The following is a 20,781-nucleotide window of genomic DNA, read 5'->3' on the forward strand; positions in this document are numbered from 1 at the left end:
ATGTTATATGCTTATTTAGTAAAAAGGTAGCCAAATAAGAGAACAGAGCTAATAAGTAAAATATTCAAAAGAGTGACCACTAAAGCTATAATAGGTAACACTTTCTTTTCAGAAGGACTAATAAATGAAATGATAGCCATTATTATAGATAAAATGGTTCCGCATAATATTGCGTACGTCATAGGAGTAATTGTATTGGGACCAAATCGATCTAAGACAGGAACAAGTGAAACCATTAAAATAGTACTGAATAGGCTAAAGGTTAAAAACATATAACTTTTCCAAGTATGAATTTTAGGTTGCATGATCAAAACGCCCCTTTCTGAGGTAATGTGGACTATTTATGTTTATCCATATGCAAATCATAACTGGAAAAATATTTTTATAATATTGTAAATTTTTAACTCAGTTTAAATTGTTGATCATTTTATTTGAAAAAGAGAATATAACTAATTACTCGAGATTATATATAGATACCCCTTTTTATAAAATTCATGATAAAATTAATTGAATATTTAGTTTTTAAGGAGGGTCAGCGATGCAAGCACGAATAAATGGGAAATTAATGAATCAGCTTGCAATTTTTTTTAGTACGATCGTCATGCTTCAGTTTGTAGCCGATATAACAGGGCTTACCCAGAATTTAGATAGTATGTATTACTTAATAAATACAGCAACTTCCTATATAACGTTTAGTTTGGCGGTTATTTTTACTTTAGTAGGTGCAAGAAGAGAATTAAGTAAATATGCAATTATTTCATTATGTTTAGTGGTAGCTATTAAAGCAATTTATTTTGCGGCGGTTGTTATTTTGTGGGGATTGGCTGGTACGCCGTAAAAGAATAGGTGATTAGATGAGTAGTGAAAGTATGCATTTGATACATGTAAACGAATAAGAGCGTAATTCCCATCTCACATAGGGAATTACGCTCTTATTCGTTTTAATCACTTAGTCTGAAATTGCTTGAAAAGCTTTTCTACACCGATCTCGTTTTTGAAGTCTTCTCATATATCTTTTTTTATCCCGTTGTAATCCTTTTATGTACATGAATAAGCTGACAAGGAAGAAAAATGTACATTGTAAAATGTATGGTGACATCCCGTGTAATGGTTGTTTCGGATCATATAAGTGAATAGGTGCTCCGCCTACTGTAGGGAATAGTGTATTTAGTAGGACGAAAGGAATGGAAGTAACTACAAATGGAAATAGAAGTGCCATGTAATCCTTTTGTGACCATGTGGACGCTGCTAAACCTAAGAGGGCCATTAAACCAGCGAATAAAAAATTAATCCCAATATATAGATGAATATAAGTGATGGGAGAAGAGAAATATAACTCTGCGAACATTCCGTTGCCGTTTATCATGCTAGTACCAACGGTGGGATCTCCATTTGGAATTGTTAATTTGCAAAGTAATAAAGAAAGAATGAACGGTAAAGTATAAAGAAATCCACCGCAGAAAAATGTAACGATATACTTCGTAAAGGAATACGAGAATAGGGAAATTTCCTTACTTATAAAAGATTTGAAACCATCGGATTTATCGGAATTGTAACTTGTACTAAATGGTAAACTTGCAATAACAGGAAGTAATAATAAATAAACATCCATTTCATTATCACGAAACCCGATCCATTTAAAAGCAGTTGCCATAGTCTCGTTCGTTGCGCCTCCTAAATAACGAATTACATAATAATAATGATAAATAGAAATAAGAACTAATCCACTAAACATAATAATTAAAGAAACACGATTACAAAAAGCTTGCTTTATATTTAAACGAAGTGCACGCATCATGACTGAAAAAGCCTCCACTATTTTTATAAATCTGTCTACTTTCTATATTACTATTAATTGTAAGGATTTTCTTGTTTTTTTATTTGATTATTTGAAGAAGGAGAATTTTGTTGTTGTGAAGTAAGGTTTAACTGTAAAGAGATAAAAGCTATTTTCTAAAATATGGTTGACAATTAAGTATTACATTTGTAATCTTAATAATAGATTACAAATGTAATACTTAGGAGTGAAACATACTATGACAAATCAGTTACCTAAAATATCTGAAGCGGAATTAGAAATTATGAAAGTACTTTGGTCGAACTCTCCACAAACAGCGAATGAAATTATAGAAGAACTGGAAGATGCAATGGACTGGAAACCGAAAACAATCCGTACATTAATTAATCGGTTAGTACAAAAGGAAGCTGTTTCTTACCATCAAGATAAAGGGCGTATGTACGCGTATTATCCGTTAGTATCACAAGATAATTATTTGCAAGTTGAAACGAAATCTTTACTAAAGCGTTTTTGCGGCGCGGCGTTTAAGCCATTACTTGTTAATTTCTTAAAAGAGGAAAAATTATCTTCAGAAGATATTAATGAACTAAAACGTATTTTAGATGAGAAGACAGAGGAGAATAAGAGGAAGGATCGATAAAAATGATAGACATGCTTATAAATGTATACCTTCCTCATTTTTTTGATTGGCTTATAGAAACGTCACTTATGGCTAGCATATTAGTTGGTTTTATTTTATGTATAAAAATTTTATTTAGAAATAAATTAACGCCCAGGTGGCAATATATGCTGTGGATTGTATTAATGATTAGACTCCTTTTACCATGGTCACCAGATAGCTCGTATAGCATTTATTCATTACTTTCCTATAGTTCTAGTGTATCGGAAGTTATTCCAAAAAATATGCCGTCTACTGAGAGTAAAGTGAACATAGAAAGCGACCGTAAAGTGGAATTGGAAACAAATTCTGAAACTATGACAAAAAATAATGAACTTGAAGTAAACGCGAGTGCGGAACAACAGCCTCCATTTTCTTTATACAAACTTGCTCTATATGTTTGGCTAGCTGGAGTAATCGTATTAGCAGCCATCACGTTTATTACAAATAGACGTTTATATTCGTACATAAAGAAACAACCGGATATTACGGATGAACAGGTCGTTACAGTGTTTAATCGCTGTAAGCAGACTATGAAAATGAAGAAGGCAGTTTCATTGCATCTAGCAGGGAAAATATCAAGTCCAACTGTTTTCAGTTTCTTCCGTCCGAAAGTATTACTATCAAAAAAACATATGAAAGTATTAAATGAGCAACAATTACAATATGTCTTTTACCATGAGTTAGCTCATATTAAGAGAAACGATGTAGCTGTAAATTGGATTATGTACAGTTTAATCTTATTAAATTGGTTCAATCCGATTCTTTGGTACGCCTATTTTTGTATGCGAGAAGATCAAGAATTAGCCTGTGATGCATATGCACTTACTTTTATAGATAAAGAGGAGCAAATTGCATACGGTCATACAATTATTACTCTTTTAGAACATTATTCCTATCAAGCACCAAGCCTAGCAAATTTAAGTAGAAATAAACGAACACTAAAAAGGAGAATCGTTATGATTAAAAAGTTCCAAAAGAAATCGTATCGCCTTTCTTTACTTGGAGTGATTACGATAGTTGCTATAGCAGGTGGATTCTTATTAAATGCAAGGATAACTGAGGGAGATGAAAGACCGGAAGAAAAGATTGTAGAAAAAAAGCAATCTAAAGCGGCTTTTGAGAAAGCGATAGAAACAGTATTAGGTACACCGGAGAATGCAAGTAGAGAATGGGGGATGTCAATAAAGTCATATAAAAGGAATACAGATTTTTTATATTTAGCAGAAAAGAATTTTACAAAAGAAGAATTTGATGAGTATGTTCAATTCTTTAAGGAAGCACAAGAAATTCGTAAAAAAGCAATGGTTAAGAAAAATGTGCCTGAGAATTATGATGGAGATACAAAGGAATTTAAACCTGAACGCTTGAAGAAAGTTGATCAAGAAAGACTAGCTACTATTGAGAAGAAATTAAAACCGCTTGGAGATAAGCTGGAGAAGTCTTTAACATATACTATAGAAGAAGCGAAAAATCATGTACCATTTCAAATTAAGCAGCCGACTTATATAACTGAAGGTTATGAGTTAAAGAGAGAATGGGCTGACTCATATTTTGGAAGAGATGTAGAATTAGTTATTAAATCAGAATATACAAAAGGGAAATATGGTTTTACAATTTATCAGTCAAGGATGTATGCAGGTGGTAATAAGGATCCACTACACTATATGATGCCTGGAGAAGATAATCTAGAAAGTTATAGTTTAGACGGGAAAGGAATGGTCTATAATAAATCTTCTCATGGAGAGGGTAAGTTAAGGGGCCTCAAAATGTTTGTACCCAAACAAGGCAAGAATAGTGAGTATCAAATTGTCATAGTGAATGATATTTTTACAAGAGATACAAAGATATACGAAGAGATAATCGATGATGAGCTAACTAAGAAAGAGATGGAGAAAATATTACTTTCTATGTCAAAATAAAAGACAGTGTTCTTAAAGTTTTGGTTTTAAGAACACTGTCTATTTAATTAGATTTCTAGTGTGATCTAGCCAGCAATTATTATGAATATATTCTAGCTTTCCATACAAGTATACTTTTTGATACACTATGGACAGTGTTATATAACTTGACTGGAATTTTTTATACTGGAAATAATAAAAAAGAGAACTTGTATACAATGTAAGCGTGTGGTAATATCAAGTATGTACTGATTGACTATATTATCCAATTGGTCATTTCTGGAGGTGATGATGTGGCGATAGATCGAAAACGTTCTATTATTGAAGCTGCAACAAAGTCTTTTTCAGCATTCGGTTATAAGGCGACGACGATGGATCAAGTTGCGAAGTTAGCGAATGTAGGAAAAGGAACAATTTATACTTTTTTCAAAAATAAAGAAGAACTATTTGGCGAAATTATTTCTAATTTAATTACAGAAATGAGGCAAGTTGCAAAAGATGCAATTCGTTCAGATATTTCATTTTTTGAAAATGTACATAGAGCATTATATAGCATCTTAGAATTTAGAAAAGAACATCAGCTCATGATTAAATTAATTCAAGAAGAGCGCGATATGGGGACGAAAGAAGTACAAGAAGTGATGCAACAAGTAGATGTGGAAATTGTTTCTGTCATTCAATCTTATTTAGAGATTGCAATTGAAAAAGGTGAAATTAGCAAATGTGATCCAGAAATTACAGCATTTATTATGCTACGCCTATACGTATCGCTTATTTTTGATTGGGAAAAAAATCATGAACCGCTAGAAAAAGAAAAAATCGCAGAATTATTTGAACTTTATTTATTAAAAGGATTGTCAAACTAAGATAATCCTTTTATTATTATAAAAAATGACTGATTGAACAAAATGGTCATAAGTTTAATTGAGGGGGGAATAGAGAAAGAAATTTCATAATGAGGAAAAGTTGCATAGTATAAATTTGGGGATGAGGCATATGTATGAACAGAATATAGCCTTTTTGTTTGCATAAAAATGACCGAATGTTGATTTTGGTCATTTTTAAAAAGGGGGATAAATTATGAAATGGCATAAGTTGCTTAGCAAAGAATTTGCAGAGATTATAAAAAGTAAAAAAATATTAATCCCAATCATTGCGGTTTTATTTGTACCGATTTTATATGCGGGTATGTTTTTATGGGCTTTTTGGGATCCGTATGAACAGCTAGATGACTTACCAGTTGCAGTAGTCAATTTAGATAAAGGTGCAGAACTTGATGGGAAACCAATTGAGGTCGGAAAAGGGCTCGTTGATAACTTAAAAGATAATAAAAGTTTTAAATGGGAATTTGTAAGTGAAAAAGAAGCGAAAGAGGGAATGGAAGGCAGAAAGTATTACATGTTAGTACGTATTCCAGATGACTTCTCAAGTAACGCTACAACGTTATTAAAAGACAATCCGAAACCATTGAACTTAGAATATATTCCAAATGAAAGTTTGAACTTCTTATCTTCACAAATTGGCGGAACAGCCATTGAAAAAATTAAAAGTGAAGTATCAAGCACGTTAACGAAAACATATGCAGAAAAAATGTTTGATTCCATTAAAGATGTCTCAAAAGGATTAGCAGATGGAGCGGATGGAGCAAATAAGTTACATGATGGAGCTAGTGAGTTGCATGATGGATCAAGTAAAGTGACGGATGGACTCCATACACTTCAAGGGAAGTCTGGAGAAATGAAAGATGGAGTTCAGAAATTAGCAGATGGATCTAGTAAATTATTAGATGGGTCCGGAAAAGTAACAGATGGTTTAAATACATTAAATAGTAAAACAGGCGAAATACAAACGGGTATAGGTAGATTACAAGATGGATCCGAGAAAGTAACAGCAGGTTTAAATACGTTAAATAGTAAAACAGGTGAGATGCAGACAGGTATAGGGAAATTACAAGATGGATCTCAGAAAGTAACAGTAGGTTTAAATACATTAGTAAGTAAAACAGGTGAATTAAAAACAGGAACGAATGAATTATCAACCGGTATGGAAAAACTTGCTGGCGGACAAAGTGAATTAGAAGGATATTCTCAAAACATTGAAAAGGGTTTGCAAGAGTTAAATAGTACAGTGAAAAATTTAGGGGAAATGCAGTCGAAAGTTCCTACTATATTAAATACGTTAAATGAGAAAATAGATGGAGCTGGAGAAAATGTAAGTCAGTTAAATGAATTCACTCAATCAACAGCAGGAGATGCAAAAACTGCAGCGCAAGATGTAGCTAATTTGCAAAAGCAAATCGAGAGTTTACCAAAAGAATATCAAGAGCAGCTACAACCATATATAGCAAATGCGGCAAAAAGTACAGCGACAGTTCAGCAGAAAGCCATTGGAGTAGCAGGTGGAACAAATAAATTAAATGAAGAAGTAAAACAATTAAAAGCTGGAATAAATCAAACAACAGGTGATGCGCAAAACAAACTACCGGATACAGCGGGATTGCAATCTTTAACGGATGGTATTGAGAAATTAGCCAGTGGACAAAAAGGATTTGTTGAAAATTTTCAAGGATTTGGTAAGAAGTTAAATGCTGCTAAAGACGGAGCAAATAAATTTAAAAACGAATCCGGTCAATTAATTGATGCGATAAATCAATTAGCAGATGGCTCGGGTAAAGTAACAGGTGGCTTAGACACATTATTTGCAGGAGCAAATCAAATGGCAGGTGGTGTAAATCAGTTAGTAGATGGTTCAAGCAAAGTGACAGGCGGTTTAGGTACATTATCAGTAGGAACAAACCAAATGATAGGTGGCGTAAATCAATTAGCAGATGGATCAGGGCAAGTAACAACTGGCTTAGGTACTCTAGATGGTGGGCTAAATAAAATATCCACTGGCTCAACCCAGCTAATCGACGGAGTAAATAAACTAACAGACGGATCCGGAAAAGTGACAGATGGACTCGTAAAAGTAAATGATGGTTCAGGTGAACTGGCTGAGAAACTTGGTGAAGGAGCAGAAAAAACAGGTGAAGTAAAAGGAACGGATAAAACGTATGATATGTTTGCAAACCCTGTAAAAGTGAAGACGGAGAAAATGGCGGAAGTTCCAAACTACGGAACAGGATTCACACCATATTTCTTATCACTCGGTTTATTCGTTGGGGCATTACTATTATCTATCGTATACCCATTACGCGATACAGTTGGCGTTCCGAAATCAGGATTCAGCTGGTTTATTAGTAAGTTCGGCGTTTTACTATCAGTCGGTATTATTCAAGCAATAGTAGCAGATGTCATATTACTGTTCTGGTTAGGTGTAGAAGTACAAAGTATTCCATACTTCATACTCTTTAGTATTGTTACGAGTTTAGCGTTTATTTCATTAATTCAATGTTTAGTAACAGCATTTGGTGATGCAGGGCGTTTCATCGCCATCATAACATTAATTATTCAGCTTACAACAAGCGCTGGAACATTCCCGCTAGAATTGATTCCGAAGTTTTTACAACCATTTAATGCTTGGCTACCGATGACATACTCTGTATCAGGATTTAAAGCAGTCGTATCAAGCGGTGATTTTAACTTTATGTGGCAAAACATTGGAATGCTCATGATCTTTATTGTTGTATTATCAATTGGAACAATCGCTTCCTTAACTTTGATGCACAAACGACAGTTTAAAAATATTGCTGACAATCAATCGATTGAAGCTTAGAAAAAAGCACCTTTTTGGTGCTTTTTTTATTTTAGTGCAGAGCATCTTTTCTGTCGTTCGTATACAAATGTTTTCCAAAGCTCTAGAAACGAAAGAAAAGGAATTACAACAATTTACAGAGAAACATAAAATAGAGGAGTTGATATGATGAAAGGAAATCTAACTTATTATTTTATCTTATATCCGCTAATTTTCTTTCTTGTTTTCGTCCTTTCACCTATCTTGTTTCATAAAGAAGAATATACAAGTATGAAAGATACACTGGGAATACTTTTATTCTACTATGTGTTAATTAGTGGATATTACATTATTGATGTTGTAAGCGAAAGAATAAAGAAAAACGATAAAGAAAAAAAGTGAAATTTTATTATAGAAAAACTGATGGAGGATAAAAAAATGACTGAAAGCGAAATGAAATTCCGGGATACAACCATTCGTAACTTTTTCGATAAAGAGGACCGCTTAAAATCGATTCCAGGTCAAAAGAAGAAAAAACTAGTATTGTTAGAGCATTTAGTTAGCAAGTTACATGCAGAGAATCAGTATACGGAAAAAGAAATTAATACATTCATAAAACAATATCACGAGGACTTTTGTACGATTAGACGAGAATTCATAGTGCATGGATTTATGGATCGTGAGGATAATATGTACCATATAAATGGGAGGGAAGCTTGGACGAAGTGGGAGGAGTTAAAATAATGAATCAGTGGGATCCCCACTGATTATGAGTCCGTGCTAGTTGTGCAGTTTCTTTGTAGTAAGTCTATGAACTCTTCAACATTTGAACTTGTAATGTATCCAAGCGTTATATATTCATCTTCATAGTAAAATATTATTTTTTTGTCAAAGATTCTTCTCTTCGTTTCTATAGATACAATTTTTTTATACTCAAATTCGGCGATTAATGTATTTTTATATTGGCTAAAAAAGAGAAGTCTTCTATTAGTAGCCAGTAGCATGCTGGAATACGGGATTTTATGAGTAATCGTATAGTCAGTGAACATTTTAGTGAAGAGACCGCCAATATTGGCAGTCTCTTTTTAGTGGCAATGTTTACACTGAGCGAACCTTAAGTTCCAGCCGATCTTTCTGACGAAGATGATGTGAAAAATGCATAGAAATAAGCTGGAACCATTCTGTTGCATTTAAGTAACCAAGCCCAGGGTGTTCGACTTTACAATTATTTGAAATAGAAGTAAGTGTTGCTTCGGTATTTTTTACAATTGTAATTAATTCTAGAAATTGTTTCTGCACTTCTTCTTTGTTAGTTGGGTTTTCAGGTGTATATCCTGGATGACCTGGCACTTTGATTTGTATGTCCGGGAAAGCCCCCAGTATATATACCTTTTCACCCATATCGGTTTTTTTATTAGTTACTGAGGGTGTTTCAGTTTTACATTTCGCGATTGCATTTAATTGCATGTATGTGGAGGCAACTAAATGATTATACATTTGACCGAGGGACCATTCCTCACTAGAAGGCTTCATCCTAAATTGTTCTATAGAGTATTTTTCTAACTCCTCTATGTAATACTTTGCTAACTCCTCGAATTTCTTCATCTTGCTAACTCCTTTTTATGAAAATGTATTTGTTAATACCTACTATAAAGGAGGGCTGCTGACAACATTATGTCAGTAGTGAAATAAAAAAATTAAAGATGTAACATTTTTTTTGCTTCATCACGGATTTTCTCAGAAAGAATTTTTGGCCCTAGTACTTGCACTTGGCTTCCCCAGCTTAATACCCATTGAAATACTTCGTCTATGCTTCTTGATTTCAAAAAGACGTGAAAACCATTATCTTTATGCTCGTATGAATCTATAAAAAAGTATCGTGATTCAATAATTTTATGCGCAATGTGGGCTGGGAATAATAAATGGATTGTAACAGTACGATTGTTTTCAGGTTGATAGTCTTGTAAAGAAAAGTCCTTCGGTTTTGTAAAAAATTTTTGTTCTTGCTGTAATGTATCCATACGGTCTAAGCGAAAATTACGTATTTGTTTTCGCAGTAAACAATGAGCAACGATGTACCAAATTCCTGAAATGTTGACTAAACCGTAAGGATGAACGGTACGTTTTGTTTTTGTAGTTTCTCTCGGTTTACGATATGAAAAAGAGATAGATTGCTCTCTTTGAATAGCTTCTTGTAACAAGAAAAGTTGGCTCTCTAGTTTTTCTTGCTCGGCTTGCTGGTTTGAAAATATAGGAGAAAGGAAACGGAAAGTTCCTCGCAAGCCCTCAATTTTCTTTTGTTGATCAGTAGGGAGGACTATCTCAAGTTTCTCTTTTGCTGATTGCGCATGTACAGAAAAAGAAGAGGTGAAAGCTTTCTCAATATAATCACCGCCCAATAAAAGAGTAACGGCCTCTTCTGGCGTAAGCTGAATGGGTGGTAAGAAATAACCATCCATTAATGAATAGCCGTGACCAGGCATTGAAAAAATGGGAACGCCGGATTCGCTGAGTGCGTCCATATCTCGATAAATAGTGCGTATACTTGTCTCAAATTTTTCAGCTAAGCTTTGTGCTGTGACAGTTTGTTTTCTTTGTAATTCAATTAATATAGCTAATAAACGATCCGTCCGATTCATGAAATATCATCCTTTATTTTATAAATATTCTTATTGTGAAATTCTAAAAGTAGTGTGTAATTTCCTGCCATTAACAGACTTTTCCCTATGTATAATATTAATATAGTAAAATCATAAGAACCTATATTGCAGTTTCCAATAATATACTATATAATCAGGATAAGAAAACGTTTTCATGCAAAGGGGGAAAATTTCGTGTCGACTATCGAGGACGTGGCGAAATTAGCGGGGTTATCAAGGACAACGGTTTCTAGGGTGATTAATAATCATCCATATGTTTCAGATGAGAAGAAAAAAAGGGTTCAATTAGCGATGAAGCATTTAGGCTTCGTTCCTAATTCTGCGGCGAGAAGGCTTCGTAAACAAAAAACGGAAACAATTGCGGTGCTTGTTCCAAGGATTACAAATCCTTTCTTCAGTCGATTTATTGAAGCAATCGAGATTGCTGCTTCTGAACATAAATATAAACTGATTATTTGTCAAACAAGGTATTTACCAGAAAAAGAGATGGAGTATTTACAATTATTATCTACGAAACAAGTAGATGGGATTATTCTATGTTCACTAGAAAATCCGTGGGAAGATGTAGAGCCATATTTACAACACGGTCCAATCGTGTTATGTAATGAATATATTGAAGAAGCAAATGTCCCAACAGTGAAATTTGATCATGCGCAAGGTGCATACATAGCTGCCAATCATGTATTAGAACAAGGATATCGTAATCTTATTTTTTGCCGTGGTAACGAAACCAAAGTAGTTAGCCAACAGCGAAAAATGGGCTTTTTACGCGCTATTACTGAAAAGAGTAGAGAAGTGGAAGCGATCGATTTTCTTGAAAACGCTTTCTCTTGGGATGATGGAAAACGAATATTCCATGAAGTATTAAAGGACAAAAAAAATCCTACCGCGATTTTGGCAGGAGGCGACGAGGTTGCAGCTGGAATTATCTCAGAGGCGAAACGCCATGATTGGAGTATCCCAGAGGATCTCGCTGTTATCGGTTTTGATAATCAAATTTTATCACAAATTACAGAACCAGGTATTACGACAATTGAACAGCCAATCGATGAAATGGCTCGAAAAGTTGTCGACCTGATGATGGATAAAATTCATACGAAAAATTATCGAAAAAAAGAATTGTATGAGTTTGAACTGGAGCTCTTGGTGAAAGGTTCAACGATGAAGGATACGATGTTATTAGCCTAGTAGACTATGTCTGCTAGGTTTTTTATGTTCACAAACTACTATTCTTCGTGAACGCAATCGTCACATTTGTTATGGTATGCTTCGTGCTGCTCATCAATTTCTTTCCCGCAGTGTGCACAAGTTTTCGTCGGTAAATTTCTGAAAAACTCCATTGGTTGATCGATCATGTCAATCCCTCCATTTCCATTTCTTACTATCATTGTATTAGTACAAAAAATAAAAGTCAACAACTGTTTTATAACAAAATTGAAAATTAATGAAAAAGTTTAGGAAATGGATTATAGTTAACAATGTAGGATGTAAGTAAAAAACTTTCTCAAGTACGGAGAAAAACTGCATTCCTACTCGGTTTTAGAAAGGATGGATACATATGAAAATGACTGTTGTCGGCTTTTGGGGCGGCTTTCCAGAAGCGGGAGAAGCAACGTCGGGGTATTTGTTTGAACACGATGGTTTTCGTTTACTTGTAGACTGTGGTAGTGGTGTACTAGCACAGCTTCAAAAATATATAACACCATCTGATATAGATGCAGTTGTACTGTCACACTATCATCATGATCATGTTGCAGATATTGGGGTATTGCAATATGCGAGATTAATTACGAGTGCGACAAAAGGGCAACTACCAGAATTACCAATATACGGTCATACGTTTGATGAGAATGGATTCCATTCTTTAACGCATGCACCGCATACGAAAGGAATCGCGTACAACCCAGAAGAAACACTTCAAGTTGGACCGTTCTCGATTTCGTTCTTAAAAACTGTTCATCCTGTTACATGCTTTGCGATGCGTATTACAGCTGGCGATGATGCTGTAGTATACAGCGCTGATTCCAGTTATATTCCTGAATTTATTCCATTCACGAAAGATGCTGATCTTTTCATTTGTGAGTGTAATATGTATGCACATCAAGAGGCTGCAAAAGCAGGGCATATGAATAGTACAGAAGTAGCAAGTATTGCGAAAGATGCAAATGTAAAAGAACTTTTATTAACGCACTTACCGCATACAGGAAACCCATCTGATTTAGTAACAGAAGCAAAACAAACTTTCAGTGGCCATATTACGCTAGCGCATAGTGGCTACGTATGGAATTCATGAGGTGATACGATGTTATTTATTGATAATAAAGGGATTACAGATCCTAGAATAAACTTAGCGATTGAAGAATATTGTGTGAAGAATTTAGATATTAACGAAACATATTTACTGTTCTACATTAACGAACCTTCCATTATCATTGGTAAAAACCAAAACACAGTAGAAGAAATTAATGCAGATTACGTAAAAGAAAAAGGTATTCATGTTGTTCGTCGTCTATCAGGCGGAGGCGCAGTATATCACGATTTAGGAAACTTAAACTTCAGCTTTATTACGAAAGATGATGGAGATAGTTTCAGCAACTTCAAAAAATTCACAGAGCCTGTAACGAAAGCACTCGGTAAATTAGGCGTAAATGCAGAGCTAAGTGGTCGTAACGACATTTTAGCTGAGGGTAGAAAAATTTCAGGTAACGCGCAGTTCTCAACGAAAGGTCGTATGTTCAGTCATGGTACGTTACTATTTGACTCTGAAATCGATCACGTTGTATCAGCGTTAAAAGTAAAAATGGATAAGATTCAATCAAAAGGAATTAAATCAATCCGTAGCCGCGTTGCGAACATTACAGAATTCCTAAACGAAAAAATGACGACAGAAGAGTTTAGACAACTTCTTCTAGAAACAATTTTCGAAGGAGAAACAGAAATTCCAACGTACGAATTAACAGAAGAGGATTGGAAAAAAATTCATAAACTTTCTGAAGAGCGTTACCGTAATTGGGACTGGAACTACGGAAAATCTCCGAAGTTCAACTTACAACATTCACACCGTTTCCCAGTCGGACAAGTTGACGTTCGTCTTGAAGTGAAAAAAGGAACAGTAACAGAATGTAAAATTTACGGTGACTTCTTCGGTTCACTAGATGTTCATGACATTGAAGAGCGTCTAACAGGCGTACAATTTGATAAAGATGCATTCACTGTAGCTTTAGAAGGCGTAGATATCGCGCGTTATTTCGGTAATATTACAACAGAAGATTTCTTACATTTATTCTTCTAAAAATAATGGGGGAGGCTGTCATAAAGGGCAGCCTCTTTCTGTTTGCGTAGATTGTCATGTTTTGTCGGTAAGTCGATATATTTGAAAAATCGCCGATATAATTTCATTTACCATAAAATCACAGGGCATCCGCCCCTTATAAAGGAATATATATATTCAAAAGGAGGCGGATCGAAATGAAAAGAGTAATGTACGTTGTATTCTTGCTCAGCCTAATCATCGGAATGACAGCCTGTAACGATAAAACTTCCTCAAGTCGTACACTTTTACTTATTGGAAAGCCAGCGAAGGATAATGTCATATATTATACGCATACAGATAACAAGCGAAAGATAGATGATATACAAACTATGTTTCAAAATAAGAAATGGAAAAGAAATGAAACGTTTAGTACCGTTGGTAAAACGCCAGATTTTGTCTTGTCGATAGATGAGGACAATAAAGGATTGCCGACATTATATGTTACAGTGTACATTCATGAAAATGGAGCGGACGCTCTCAATTTGTATGGGGAGCATATGCATTTAAATAAGGAGGAAGTTGAAAAACTTAGAGAGAAGATGAGTGCATATTATCCTAAAATGATTTCTGTGCTAGTTTAATAATTTGCTGGTAAGTGGAATTCCCTTATCCTCCCAAATAAATTCAACAGAAGATGCTCCGTGTATATGCAGTTAATAGAATATCACTTGCCACTTTAATTTTCTTTTAATATAATTAATTTAGAATTTTTAAATATTCTAAATTTTATAAAGGTGGGGTTTGTGTGAATCTCGTTCAATCTTTGGCTGAAACGGCAAAAAAGAAGGGGGATAAACTGGCTTATATATTTATGGATCAGTCGGTCTCTTATGACCAATTAAACAAAATGGTCACTAGGTTTTCTAGCAATTTAGCAAAAATGGGCATTGGAAAAGGGGACAATGTCGCATTAGCTGTTGGAAATTCACCACATTTTTTAGTCGGTTTATACGGAACGATGAAAGCCGGAGCAACTGTCATTCCGATTAATCCAATTTATACAGCAGACGAAATACATTATATTTTACAAAATGGAGATGTAAAAACAATCATCGTACTCGACGTCCTTCTACCTGTTATACAATCTCTTACAACAAGACTTCCTTCACTTGAAAATATCATCATATGCGAAACCTCATCAGATTTTAACCATACAGAAACCGAAAAAATGAAAACGTTTACTAATTTTGTAGGGACTGGAGATATAACTCACGAAGGCCCGGAACTAGATGAAGAAGATGTAGCTGTTATTTTATACACTTCAGGTACAACTGGAAAGCCAAAAGGCGCTATGTTAACACATAAAAACTTATATAGTAATGCAAGCGATGTGGCGTCGTATTTACAATATACTGCCGATGATCGTGTCGTTGCGGCGTTGCCAATGTTTCACGTGTTCTGTTTAACAGTTGCGGTAAATGCGCCGATTGTGAACGGGGCGACGATTTTAATGTTACCGAAATTTAGTCCGAAAGAAGTATTCCGTATTTGTCGTACGTATGAGCCAACGATTTTTGCTGGTGTACCGACGATGTACAATTACTTATATTTATTTGAAGAAGCGAGCGCAGAAGATGTGAAGACGCTGCGTCTTTGTATTTCAGGTGGTGCGTCAATGCCTGTTGCTCTTCTGCAAAACTTTGAAAAACGTTTTGGTGTAATCGTTTCAGAAGGATACGGTTTATCAGAAGCATCACCAGTTACTTGTTTCAATCCGTTAGATCGTCCTCGTAAACCAGGATCAATTGGAACAAATATTTGGCATGTAGAAAATAAAATTGTGAATGAACTTGGGGAAGAAGTACCAGTCGGTGCAGTCGGTGAATTAATTGTTCGCGGACCTAACGTTATGAAGGGTTACTATAATGCGCCAGAAGATACAGCAGCAACACTAAAAGAGGGTTGGCTGTATACGGGTGACTTAGCGAAAATGGATGAAGAAGGTTACTTCTATATCGTTGATCGTAAAAAAGATATCGTCCTAGTTGGCGGTTATAACGTATATCCTCGTGAAGTAGAAGAAGTATTATATACTCACGATTCGGTAGCTGAAGTTGTTGTAATTGGCGTTCCCGATGAAAATTTAGGAGAAGCAGTGCGAGCTTACGTCGTTCTGAAACAAACGAACGTAACAGAAGAAGAACTAATGCATTACTGCACGTTACATTTAGCGAAATATAAAGTACCAATGAGCATAGAATTTTTAACAGAGCTACCGAAGAATACGACGGGTAAGTTGCTGAGAAGAGCTTTGAGAGAGAAGGCATTGCAAGTATAAAAATGGGGCAACCATCTTTAACAAGGTGGTTGCCTTTGTATTTTTTAGCATTGGTTAAGCTATGATGCCATATATTTAAACCGTAATATGACCAAAAGGGAGGAGATATACGTGGAGCAGAAGGAATTACGCTTACGGAGAGTTCAATATCTTATTTGTGACATTATGGATGAAATGAACGCTGAAAATGAGAAGAAGAACTTAGAAATCTTGCAGCAAGTAATTGATCATCTTTCCGGTGCGATAGGTGATTTAGTTGATCCATCAAGCTCGTATTCTATCGATTATTTAGAAAGGAAAGTTCATACGGCTCATTATTTACTTTTTAAAAACGAGCGGAAGGCGTACTTATGTAGGAAATAGTATTTTAAATTATATTTGACAATGATAATCATTATCAATATGATAGTTATGTTGGATATATTCATATAAAAGGAGATGTCATATTAATAATGATTAAGAAAAAACATGTTAATGCGTTCGTTATAGCAGCAACTTTAGTAGTTCCATTTAGTGGTATTATGGCACCGATTGCGAAAGCAGATGCAGCGGTTGAAATGAAAGCAAATAGCAAACTAGCAGATGGCACATATGACGTTATTTTAAAGACTTATAAAGATCAAACGAACGATACATCAGTTGCTTCTACATATTTAAAAAATGCAAAAGTAACCATTCAAGGTGATAAAAAAATCGTTACGTTAACAGTTCAAGATAGTAGCTATTTTCAGTATCTTAAAGTAGAAGATACAAATAAATTAGGGACATTCCATGATGTAAAAGTGATTTCCGAAGATAAAGCAAATAACGGTACGAAAGTTGTTCAATTTGAAATTGATGAATTCTCGAAAAAATATAATATGCAAATGCATATATTAATTCCAGCAATTAAATATGACCATAAATATCAAGTACAGTTTGAAATTGATGCAAGTGCGATTGAAAAGAAATCTAAGTTCTCAGATGTACCAACGTGGGCACAAGAGTCAGTTCAATATTTAGTAGATAAAGAAGCAGTACATGGTAAGCCAGATGGTACATTTGCTCCAGCTGAAAATATTGATCGTGGTTCAGCGGCAAAAATATTAGCTACTGTTTTAGGATTAGAAATTAATAAAGATGCGAAGCCGTCATTCCGTGATGCGCAAAATCATTGGGCTACATCGTATATTGCCGCAGTTGAAAAAGCAGGTATTGTAAAAGGTGATGAGAAGGGTAACTTTAATCCGAGCGGGTTAATTAACCGTGCATCAATGGCTTCTATGCTAGTAAATGCATACAAATTAGAAAGAAATGAAAATATGAAACTACCAAAAGAATTTGCTGATTTAAAAAATCATTGGGGTGCGAAGTATGCAAATATTTTAATCCAAGAAAACATTTCCGTTGGAACAGATAATGGTTGGGCTCCAGATAAATCGGTAAGCCGTGCGGAAGCTGCACAATTTATTGCGAAGGCGGATAAGTTAAAGAAATAAATCGAAACTAAAATCAGTGGGATTCCATTCCCACTGATTTTTAGCATGTGTGGAGTTTCTTATATAACAAATTCAAATTCCAAGTTGACACATGTGAATTACGGAATTAAAATGAAAAGAAATCGAATAGAATACATTAGAAGCTAATCAGATAAACTGAAGGCGCACAATGTTCACGTTTGTGAATATATTGTGTGCCTTTTTCTATATGTATAAACTAAGGGGGTTTAACGATGAAAAAGTGGGGTAAGACAACGTTTATGAAAAGTACAGGTGTTTTATTATCAGCAGTTGTACTTTTATCAGGGTGTGGTTCGGCAACGTCCACTAATAATTCTGAAGGAAGTGGAGATACAAAAACAGTTGAGCTTTTAAATGTTTCATATGATCCAACGCGTGAGTTATATCAAGATTTTAATAAGGACTTTGCGAAGTATTGGAAAGAGAAACATGGCCAAACAGTAAATGTAAAACAATCACACGGCGGATCTGGAAGTCAGGCGCGCTCTGTTATTGACGGTTTAGAAGCGGATGTTGTAACGTTAGCACTCGCTTATGATATTGACGCAATTAGTAAGAAAAAACAGTTGGCAGAAGATTGGCAGAAGCGACTTGCGGATAATTCCACTCCGTACACATCAACAATTGTATTTCTTGTTCGAAAAGGAAACCCGAAAGGAATTAAAGACTGGGATGATTTAACGAAAAAAGGTGTTTCTGTCATTACACCAAACCCAAAAACATCAGGAGGAGCACGTTGGAACTATTTAGCAGCGTGGGGATACGCACTGAAAAAATATAATAATAGTGAAGATAAGGCGAAAGAGTTTGTTAGCCAAATTTATAAAAACGTAGAAGTATTAGATTCAGGAGCACGCGGAGCAACGACAACATTTGTTGAAAAAGGAATTGGTGACGTATTAATCGCATGGGAAAACGAAGCGTTATTATCCCAAAAAGAACTTGGAAAAGATAAATTCGAAATTGTAACACCTTCAATTAGTATACTAGCAGAACCACCAGTAGCTGTTGTAGATAAAGTAGTTGATAAAAAAGGAACGAAAAAAGTAGCAGAAGGGTATCTTGAATATTTGTACTCAGAAAAAGGACAGGAAATTGCGGCGAAAAACTTTTATCGTCCGCGTAATGAAAAAGTAGCAGAAAAGTACGCATCACAATTTCCGAAAGTTCAATTATTTACAGTTGATGAACTATTTGGCGGATGGAAAAAAGCGCAAGAAAAACATTTTAATGATGGAGGCGTATTCGATAAAATTTATCAAAAATAATGCGCGCTGCTAAAGGGTGATGAGGTGAAGGAATATGAGGAAGAAAAAACGTGTGTTACCGGGATTTGGATTATCTCTTGGATTTACAATGCTCTATATGAGTTTATTCGTACTTATACCACTTTCTATCGTATTTATTCAAACTTCGCAGCTAGGCTGGAAGAAGTTTGCTGAGGTTGTAACGAGCGAGCGTGTACTGCATTCTTATCAAGTGAGTTTAACGACTTCACTTGCAGCAGCAGTTGTAAATGCCATTTTTGGCTTATTAATTGCTTGGGTACTCGTTCGTTATACATTTCCAGGGAAACGATTATTAGATGGACTCATTGATTTACCGTTTGCCCTTCCGACAGCTGTAGCTGGTATTACACTTACAACGCTTTATGCGGAAAATGGATGGATTGGGAAAATATTTAGTCTGTTTCATATAAAAGTAGCTTTTACGCCGCTCGGAATAATCGTTGCGCTGACTTTTATCGGTTTACCGTTTGTCGTTCGAATGGTGCAACCGGTACTTCAAAATATTGATAAAGAAGTAGAAGAGGCGGCTTCTAGCTTAGGGGCGTCACGCTTTCAAATATTTGTGAAAATCATTTTGCCAGAAATATTCCCGGCTTTACTTGCTGGCTTTTCACTCGCATTTGCGCGGGCATTAGGAGAATACGGTTCTGTCGTTTTCATCGCAGGTAATATGCCGATGAAAACAGAAATCGCACCGCTTATGATTATGACGAAACTAGAACAATATGATTATGCAGGAGCAACAGCTGTAGCGACCGTGATGCTTATTATTTCACTTCTTTTCCTTCTTCTTATTAATATGATTCAAAGCTGGAGTAGAAGGCATGAATTAAAAAGTGAATAGGAGGAGAGAAAGTGGAACCAACATTATTAGAAAAGAAGATAGTAAAAAGTGTGTCAGCTACAAAAGAATCTAAACTTGTACCGAGTATATTAATTACAATTACAGTTTTATTTTTATCTCTCTTTCTATTACTCCCGCTCGTAACAATTTTTTTGAAAGCTTTTGAAAAAGGATTTGATGTATACCTTGCCGCTATCACAGATCAAGAAGCATTTTCAGCAATCAGGTTAACGCTTCTCGTTGCGTTAATCGTTGTGCCGCTTAATACGATATTCGGAGTAGCGGCTGCGTGGCTTATTACAAAGTTTCAGTTTAAAGGAAAACAAGTATTACTTTCTCTTATTGAACTGCCGTTTGCTGTGTCACCAGTTATTGCAGGATTAGTGTTCGTTTTACTTTTCACACCGCGGGGGGCTCTTGGCGAATGGTTACTCGAACATGGAGTGAAACTCATTTTCTCTGTTCCAGGCATTATTATCGCAACAATCTTTGTAACTTTCCCGTTCGTTGCACGTGAACTAATTCCGATTATGCAGGCCCAAGGGAAAAGTGAAGAAGAAGCAGCTTTATCACTTGGCGCAAGTGGCTGGAAAATGTTTTGGCGCGTTACGCTCCCAAACATAAAATGGGGTCTTTTATACGGCATGATTCTATGTAATGCCCGTGCTATCGGTGAGTTTGGAGCAGTTTCTGTCGTATCAGGTCACGTGCGCGGCATTACGAATACGATGCCGCTTCATATTGAAATTTTGTACAATGAATATCAATTTTCCGCAGCGTTCGCAGTAGCAACATTAATGTCATTAATCGCGGTGTTTACGCTCGTTATAAAAAACTGGATTGAATGGAGAATGGAAAAACGACAATAA

The 20,781-nt window shown here is 35.3% G+C and carries 22 protein-coding genes and 1 pseudogene; 17 read left to right on the forward strand and 6 right to left on the reverse strand.

Going from position 1 to position 20,781, the window contains the following annotated elements:
- Nucleotides 1–11 precede the first annotated feature (11 nt).
- The gene (locus LUS72_RS05410; protein WP_097829942.1) at nt 12–305 is read right to left on the reverse strand and encodes a hypothetical protein; all 294 of its coding nucleotides are present in this window, start codon (nt 303–305) and stop codon (nt 12–14) included.
- 233 nt (nt 306–538) lie between these two features.
- Between LUS72_RS05410 and LUS72_RS05415 the strand changes: the two genes are divergently transcribed.
- Nucleotides 539–838 carry a hypothetical protein gene (locus tag LUS72_RS05415; protein WP_128855552.1) on the forward strand — a complete coding sequence of 100 codons (300 nt, stop codon included), beginning with the start codon at nt 539–541 and terminating at the stop codon, nt 836–838.
- Nucleotides 839–949: 111 nt separating this feature from the next.
- Here LUS72_RS05415 and LUS72_RS05420 read toward each other — a convergent pair whose 3' ends face one another.
- Nucleotides 950–1,798, reverse strand: coding sequence for a hypothetical protein (locus LUS72_RS05420; protein ID WP_264448666.1), 849 nt, complete (start codon nt 1,796–1,798; stop codon nt 950–952).
- Nucleotides 1,799–2,036: 238 nt separating this feature from the next.
- Here LUS72_RS05420 and LUS72_RS05425 point away from each other — a divergent pair, with 238 nt between their 5' ends.
- From LUS72_RS05425 to LUS72_RS05450, 6 genes are all read left to right on the forward strand, one after another.
- The gene (locus tag LUS72_RS05425) at nt 2,037–2,438 is read left to right on the forward strand and encodes a BlaI/MecI/CopY family transcriptional regulator (RefSeq protein ID WP_000184503.1); all 402 of its coding nucleotides are present in this window, start codon (nt 2,037–2,039) and stop codon (nt 2,436–2,438) included.
- A gap of 2 nt (nt 2,439–2,440) precedes the next feature.
- Nucleotides 2,441–4,378 (forward strand): M56 family metallopeptidase, encoded by a 1,938-nt coding sequence (locus tag LUS72_RS05430; RefSeq protein ID WP_264448667.1) that lies wholly within the window; start codon nt 2,441–2,443, stop codon nt 4,376–4,378.
- 272 nt (nt 4,379–4,650) lie between these two features.
- Nucleotides 4,651–5,223: a TetR/AcrR family transcriptional regulator gene (locus LUS72_RS05435; protein ID WP_097829945.1), complete on the forward strand. Its 573-nt coding sequence runs from the start codon at nt 4,651–4,653 to the stop codon at nt 5,221–5,223.
- 214 nt (nt 5,224–5,437) lie between these two features.
- On the forward strand, nt 5,438–8,071 hold the full coding sequence (locus tag LUS72_RS05440; protein ID WP_264448668.1) for a YhgE/Pip domain-containing protein: 2,634 nt from the start codon (nt 5,438–5,440) through the stop codon (nt 8,069–8,071).
- A 144-nt stretch (nt 8,072–8,215) separates the two neighbouring features.
- The gene (locus LUS72_RS05445) at nt 8,216–8,431 is read left to right on the forward strand and encodes a hypothetical protein (RefSeq protein WP_264448669.1); all 216 of its coding nucleotides are present in this window, start codon (nt 8,216–8,218) and stop codon (nt 8,429–8,431) included.
- A 36-nt stretch (nt 8,432–8,467) separates the two neighbouring features.
- The gene (locus LUS72_RS05450; protein WP_264448670.1) at nt 8,468–8,773 is read left to right on the forward strand and encodes a DUF2087 domain-containing protein; all 306 of its coding nucleotides are present in this window, start codon (nt 8,468–8,470) and stop codon (nt 8,771–8,773) included.
- Between the two features lie 23 nt (nt 8,774–8,796).
- On the opposite strand, the pseudogene LUS72_RS05455 reads toward LUS72_RS05450, so the two are convergent.
- From LUS72_RS05455 to LUS72_RS05465, 3 genes and pseudogenes are all read right to left on the reverse strand, one after another.
- Nucleotides 8,797–9,072: pseudogene (locus LUS72_RS05455) on the reverse strand (PH domain-containing protein); the annotation flags it as partial.
- Between the two features lie 55 nt (nt 9,073–9,127).
- A complete protein-coding gene (locus LUS72_RS05460) occupies nt 9,128–9,634 on the reverse strand; it encodes a DinB family protein (RefSeq protein WP_097829951.1) in 507 nt (168 codons plus the stop codon).
- A 92-nt stretch (nt 9,635–9,726) separates the two neighbouring features.
- Nucleotides 9,727–10,668 carry a helix-turn-helix transcriptional regulator gene (locus tag LUS72_RS05465; RefSeq protein WP_264448671.1) on the reverse strand — a complete coding sequence of 314 codons (942 nt, stop codon included), beginning with the start codon at nt 10,666–10,668 and terminating at the stop codon, nt 9,727–9,729.
- Nucleotides 10,669–10,863: 195 nt separating this feature from the next.
- Here LUS72_RS05465 and LUS72_RS05470 point away from each other — a divergent pair, with 195 nt between their 5' ends.
- The gene (locus tag LUS72_RS05470) at nt 10,864–11,877 is read left to right on the forward strand and encodes a LacI family DNA-binding transcriptional regulator (protein ID WP_264448672.1); all 1,014 of its coding nucleotides are present in this window, start codon (nt 10,864–10,866) and stop codon (nt 11,875–11,877) included.
- A gap of 38 nt (nt 11,878–11,915) precedes the next feature.
- On the opposite strand, the gene yhfH is transcribed toward LUS72_RS05470, so the two are convergent.
- Complete coding sequence (yhfH, locus tag LUS72_RS05475) at nt 11,916–12,044, reverse strand: protein YhfH (protein ID WP_000567010.1); 129 nt, start codon at nt 12,042–12,044, stop codon at nt 11,916–11,918.
- A gap of 203 nt (nt 12,045–12,247) precedes the next feature.
- Here yhfH and LUS72_RS05480 point away from each other — a divergent pair, with 203 nt between their 5' ends.
- The 9 genes from LUS72_RS05480 (at nt 12,248) to cysW (ending at nt 20,781) form a co-directional block, all read left to right on the forward strand.
- Nucleotides 12,248–12,982 carry an MBL fold metallo-hydrolase gene (locus tag LUS72_RS05480; RefSeq protein ID WP_264448673.1) on the forward strand — a complete coding sequence of 245 codons (735 nt, stop codon included), beginning with the start codon at nt 12,248–12,250 and terminating at the stop codon, nt 12,980–12,982.
- Between the two features lie 9 nt (nt 12,983–12,991).
- On the forward strand, nt 12,992–13,981 hold the full coding sequence (locus LUS72_RS05485) for a lipoate--protein ligase (RefSeq protein WP_264448674.1): 990 nt from the start codon (nt 12,992–12,994) through the stop codon (nt 13,979–13,981).
- A 176-nt stretch (nt 13,982–14,157) separates the two neighbouring features.
- Entirely contained in the window at nt 14,158–14,583 is a 426-nt protein-coding gene (locus LUS72_RS05490; protein ID WP_264448675.1) for a hypothetical protein, read from the forward strand.
- Nucleotides 14,584–14,747: 164 nt separating this feature from the next.
- On the forward strand, nt 14,748–16,280 hold the full coding sequence (locus tag LUS72_RS05495; protein ID WP_264448676.1) for a fatty acid--CoA ligase family protein: 1,533 nt from the start codon (nt 14,748–14,750) through the stop codon (nt 16,278–16,280).
- Between the two features lie 111 nt (nt 16,281–16,391).
- Nucleotides 16,392–16,643: a hypothetical protein gene (locus LUS72_RS05500; RefSeq protein WP_088095455.1), complete on the forward strand. Its 252-nt coding sequence runs from the start codon at nt 16,392–16,394 to the stop codon at nt 16,641–16,643.
- A gap of 89 nt (nt 16,644–16,732) precedes the next feature.
- The gene (locus LUS72_RS05505) at nt 16,733–17,758 is read left to right on the forward strand and encodes an S-layer homology domain-containing protein (protein WP_264448677.1); all 1,026 of its coding nucleotides are present in this window, start codon (nt 16,733–16,735) and stop codon (nt 17,756–17,758) included.
- Nucleotides 17,759–17,991: 233 nt separating this feature from the next.
- The gene (locus tag LUS72_RS05510) at nt 17,992–19,047 is read left to right on the forward strand and encodes a sulfate ABC transporter substrate-binding protein (RefSeq protein WP_098361662.1); all 1,056 of its coding nucleotides are present in this window, start codon (nt 17,992–17,994) and stop codon (nt 19,045–19,047) included.
- 34 nt (nt 19,048–19,081) lie between these two features.
- Entirely contained in the window at nt 19,082–19,912 is an 831-nt protein-coding gene (gene cysT / locus LUS72_RS05515) for a sulfate ABC transporter permease subunit CysT (protein ID WP_097829960.1), read from the forward strand.
- An 11-nt stretch (nt 19,913–19,923) separates the two neighbouring features.
- Nucleotides 19,924–20,781 (forward strand): sulfate ABC transporter permease subunit CysW, encoded by an 858-nt coding sequence (cysW, locus tag LUS72_RS05520; RefSeq protein ID WP_097829961.1) that lies wholly within the window; start codon nt 19,924–19,926, stop codon nt 20,779–20,781.

Origin of the sequence: Bacillus cereus (genome assembly GCF_025917685.1) — a bacterium.
GTDB classification, from domain to species: domain Bacteria; phylum Bacillota; class Bacilli; order Bacillales; family Bacillaceae_G; genus Bacillus_A; species Bacillus_A cereus_AT.

Bases quoted from the DNA above. Each gene is read 5' to 3' on its own strand.
- LUS72_RS05410 (WP_097829942.1), bottom strand. From the start codon at position 305: ATGCAACCTAAAATTCATACTTGGAAAAGTTATATGTTTTTAACCTTT.
- LUS72_RS05415 (WP_128855552.1), top strand. From the start codon at position 539: ATGCAAGCACGAATAAATGGGAAATTAATGAATCAGCTTGCAATTTTT.
- LUS72_RS05420 (WP_264448666.1), bottom strand. From the start codon at position 1,798: ATGATGCGTGCACTTCGTTTAAATATAAAGCAAGCTTTTTGTAATCGT.
- LUS72_RS05425 (WP_000184503.1), top strand. From the start codon at position 2,037: ATGACAAATCAGTTACCTAAAATATCTGAAGCGGAATTAGAAATTATG.
- LUS72_RS05430 (WP_264448667.1), top strand. From the start codon at position 2,441: ATGATAGACATGCTTATAAATGTATACCTTCCTCATTTTTTTGATTGG.
- LUS72_RS05440 (WP_264448668.1), top strand. From the start codon at position 5,438: ATGAAATGGCATAAGTTGCTTAGCAAAGAATTTGCAGAGATTATAAAA.
- LUS72_RS05445 (WP_264448669.1), top strand. From the start codon at position 8,216: ATGATGAAAGGAAATCTAACTTATTATTTTATCTTATATCCGCTAATT.
- LUS72_RS05450 (WP_264448670.1), top strand. From the start codon at position 8,468: ATGACTGAAAGCGAAATGAAATTCCGGGATACAACCATTCGTAACTTT.
- LUS72_RS05460 (WP_097829951.1), bottom strand. From the start codon at position 9,634: ATGAAGAAATTCGAGGAGTTAGCAAAGTATTACATAGAGGAGTTAGAA.
- LUS72_RS05465 (WP_264448671.1), bottom strand. From the start codon at position 10,668: ATGAATCGGACGGATCGTTTATTAGCTATATTAATTGAATTACAAAGA.
- yhfH (WP_000567010.1), bottom strand. From the start codon at position 12,044: ATGATCGATCAACCAATGGAGTTTTTCAGAAATTTACCGACGAAAACT.
- LUS72_RS05480 (WP_264448673.1), top strand. From the start codon at position 12,248: ATGAAAATGACTGTTGTCGGCTTTTGGGGCGGCTTTCCAGAAGCGGGA.
- LUS72_RS05485 (WP_264448674.1), top strand. From the start codon at position 12,992: ATGTTATTTATTGATAATAAAGGGATTACAGATCCTAGAATAAACTTA.
- LUS72_RS05490 (WP_264448675.1), top strand. From the start codon at position 14,158: ATGAAAAGAGTAATGTACGTTGTATTCTTGCTCAGCCTAATCATCGGA.
- LUS72_RS05505 (WP_264448677.1), top strand. From the start codon at position 16,733: ATGATTAAGAAAAAACATGTTAATGCGTTCGTTATAGCAGCAACTTTA.
- LUS72_RS05510 (WP_098361662.1), top strand. From the start codon at position 17,992: ATGAAAAAGTGGGGTAAGACAACGTTTATGAAAAGTACAGGTGTTTTA.
- cysT (WP_097829960.1), top strand. From the start codon at position 19,082: ATGAGGAAGAAAAAACGTGTGTTACCGGGATTTGGATTATCTCTTGGA.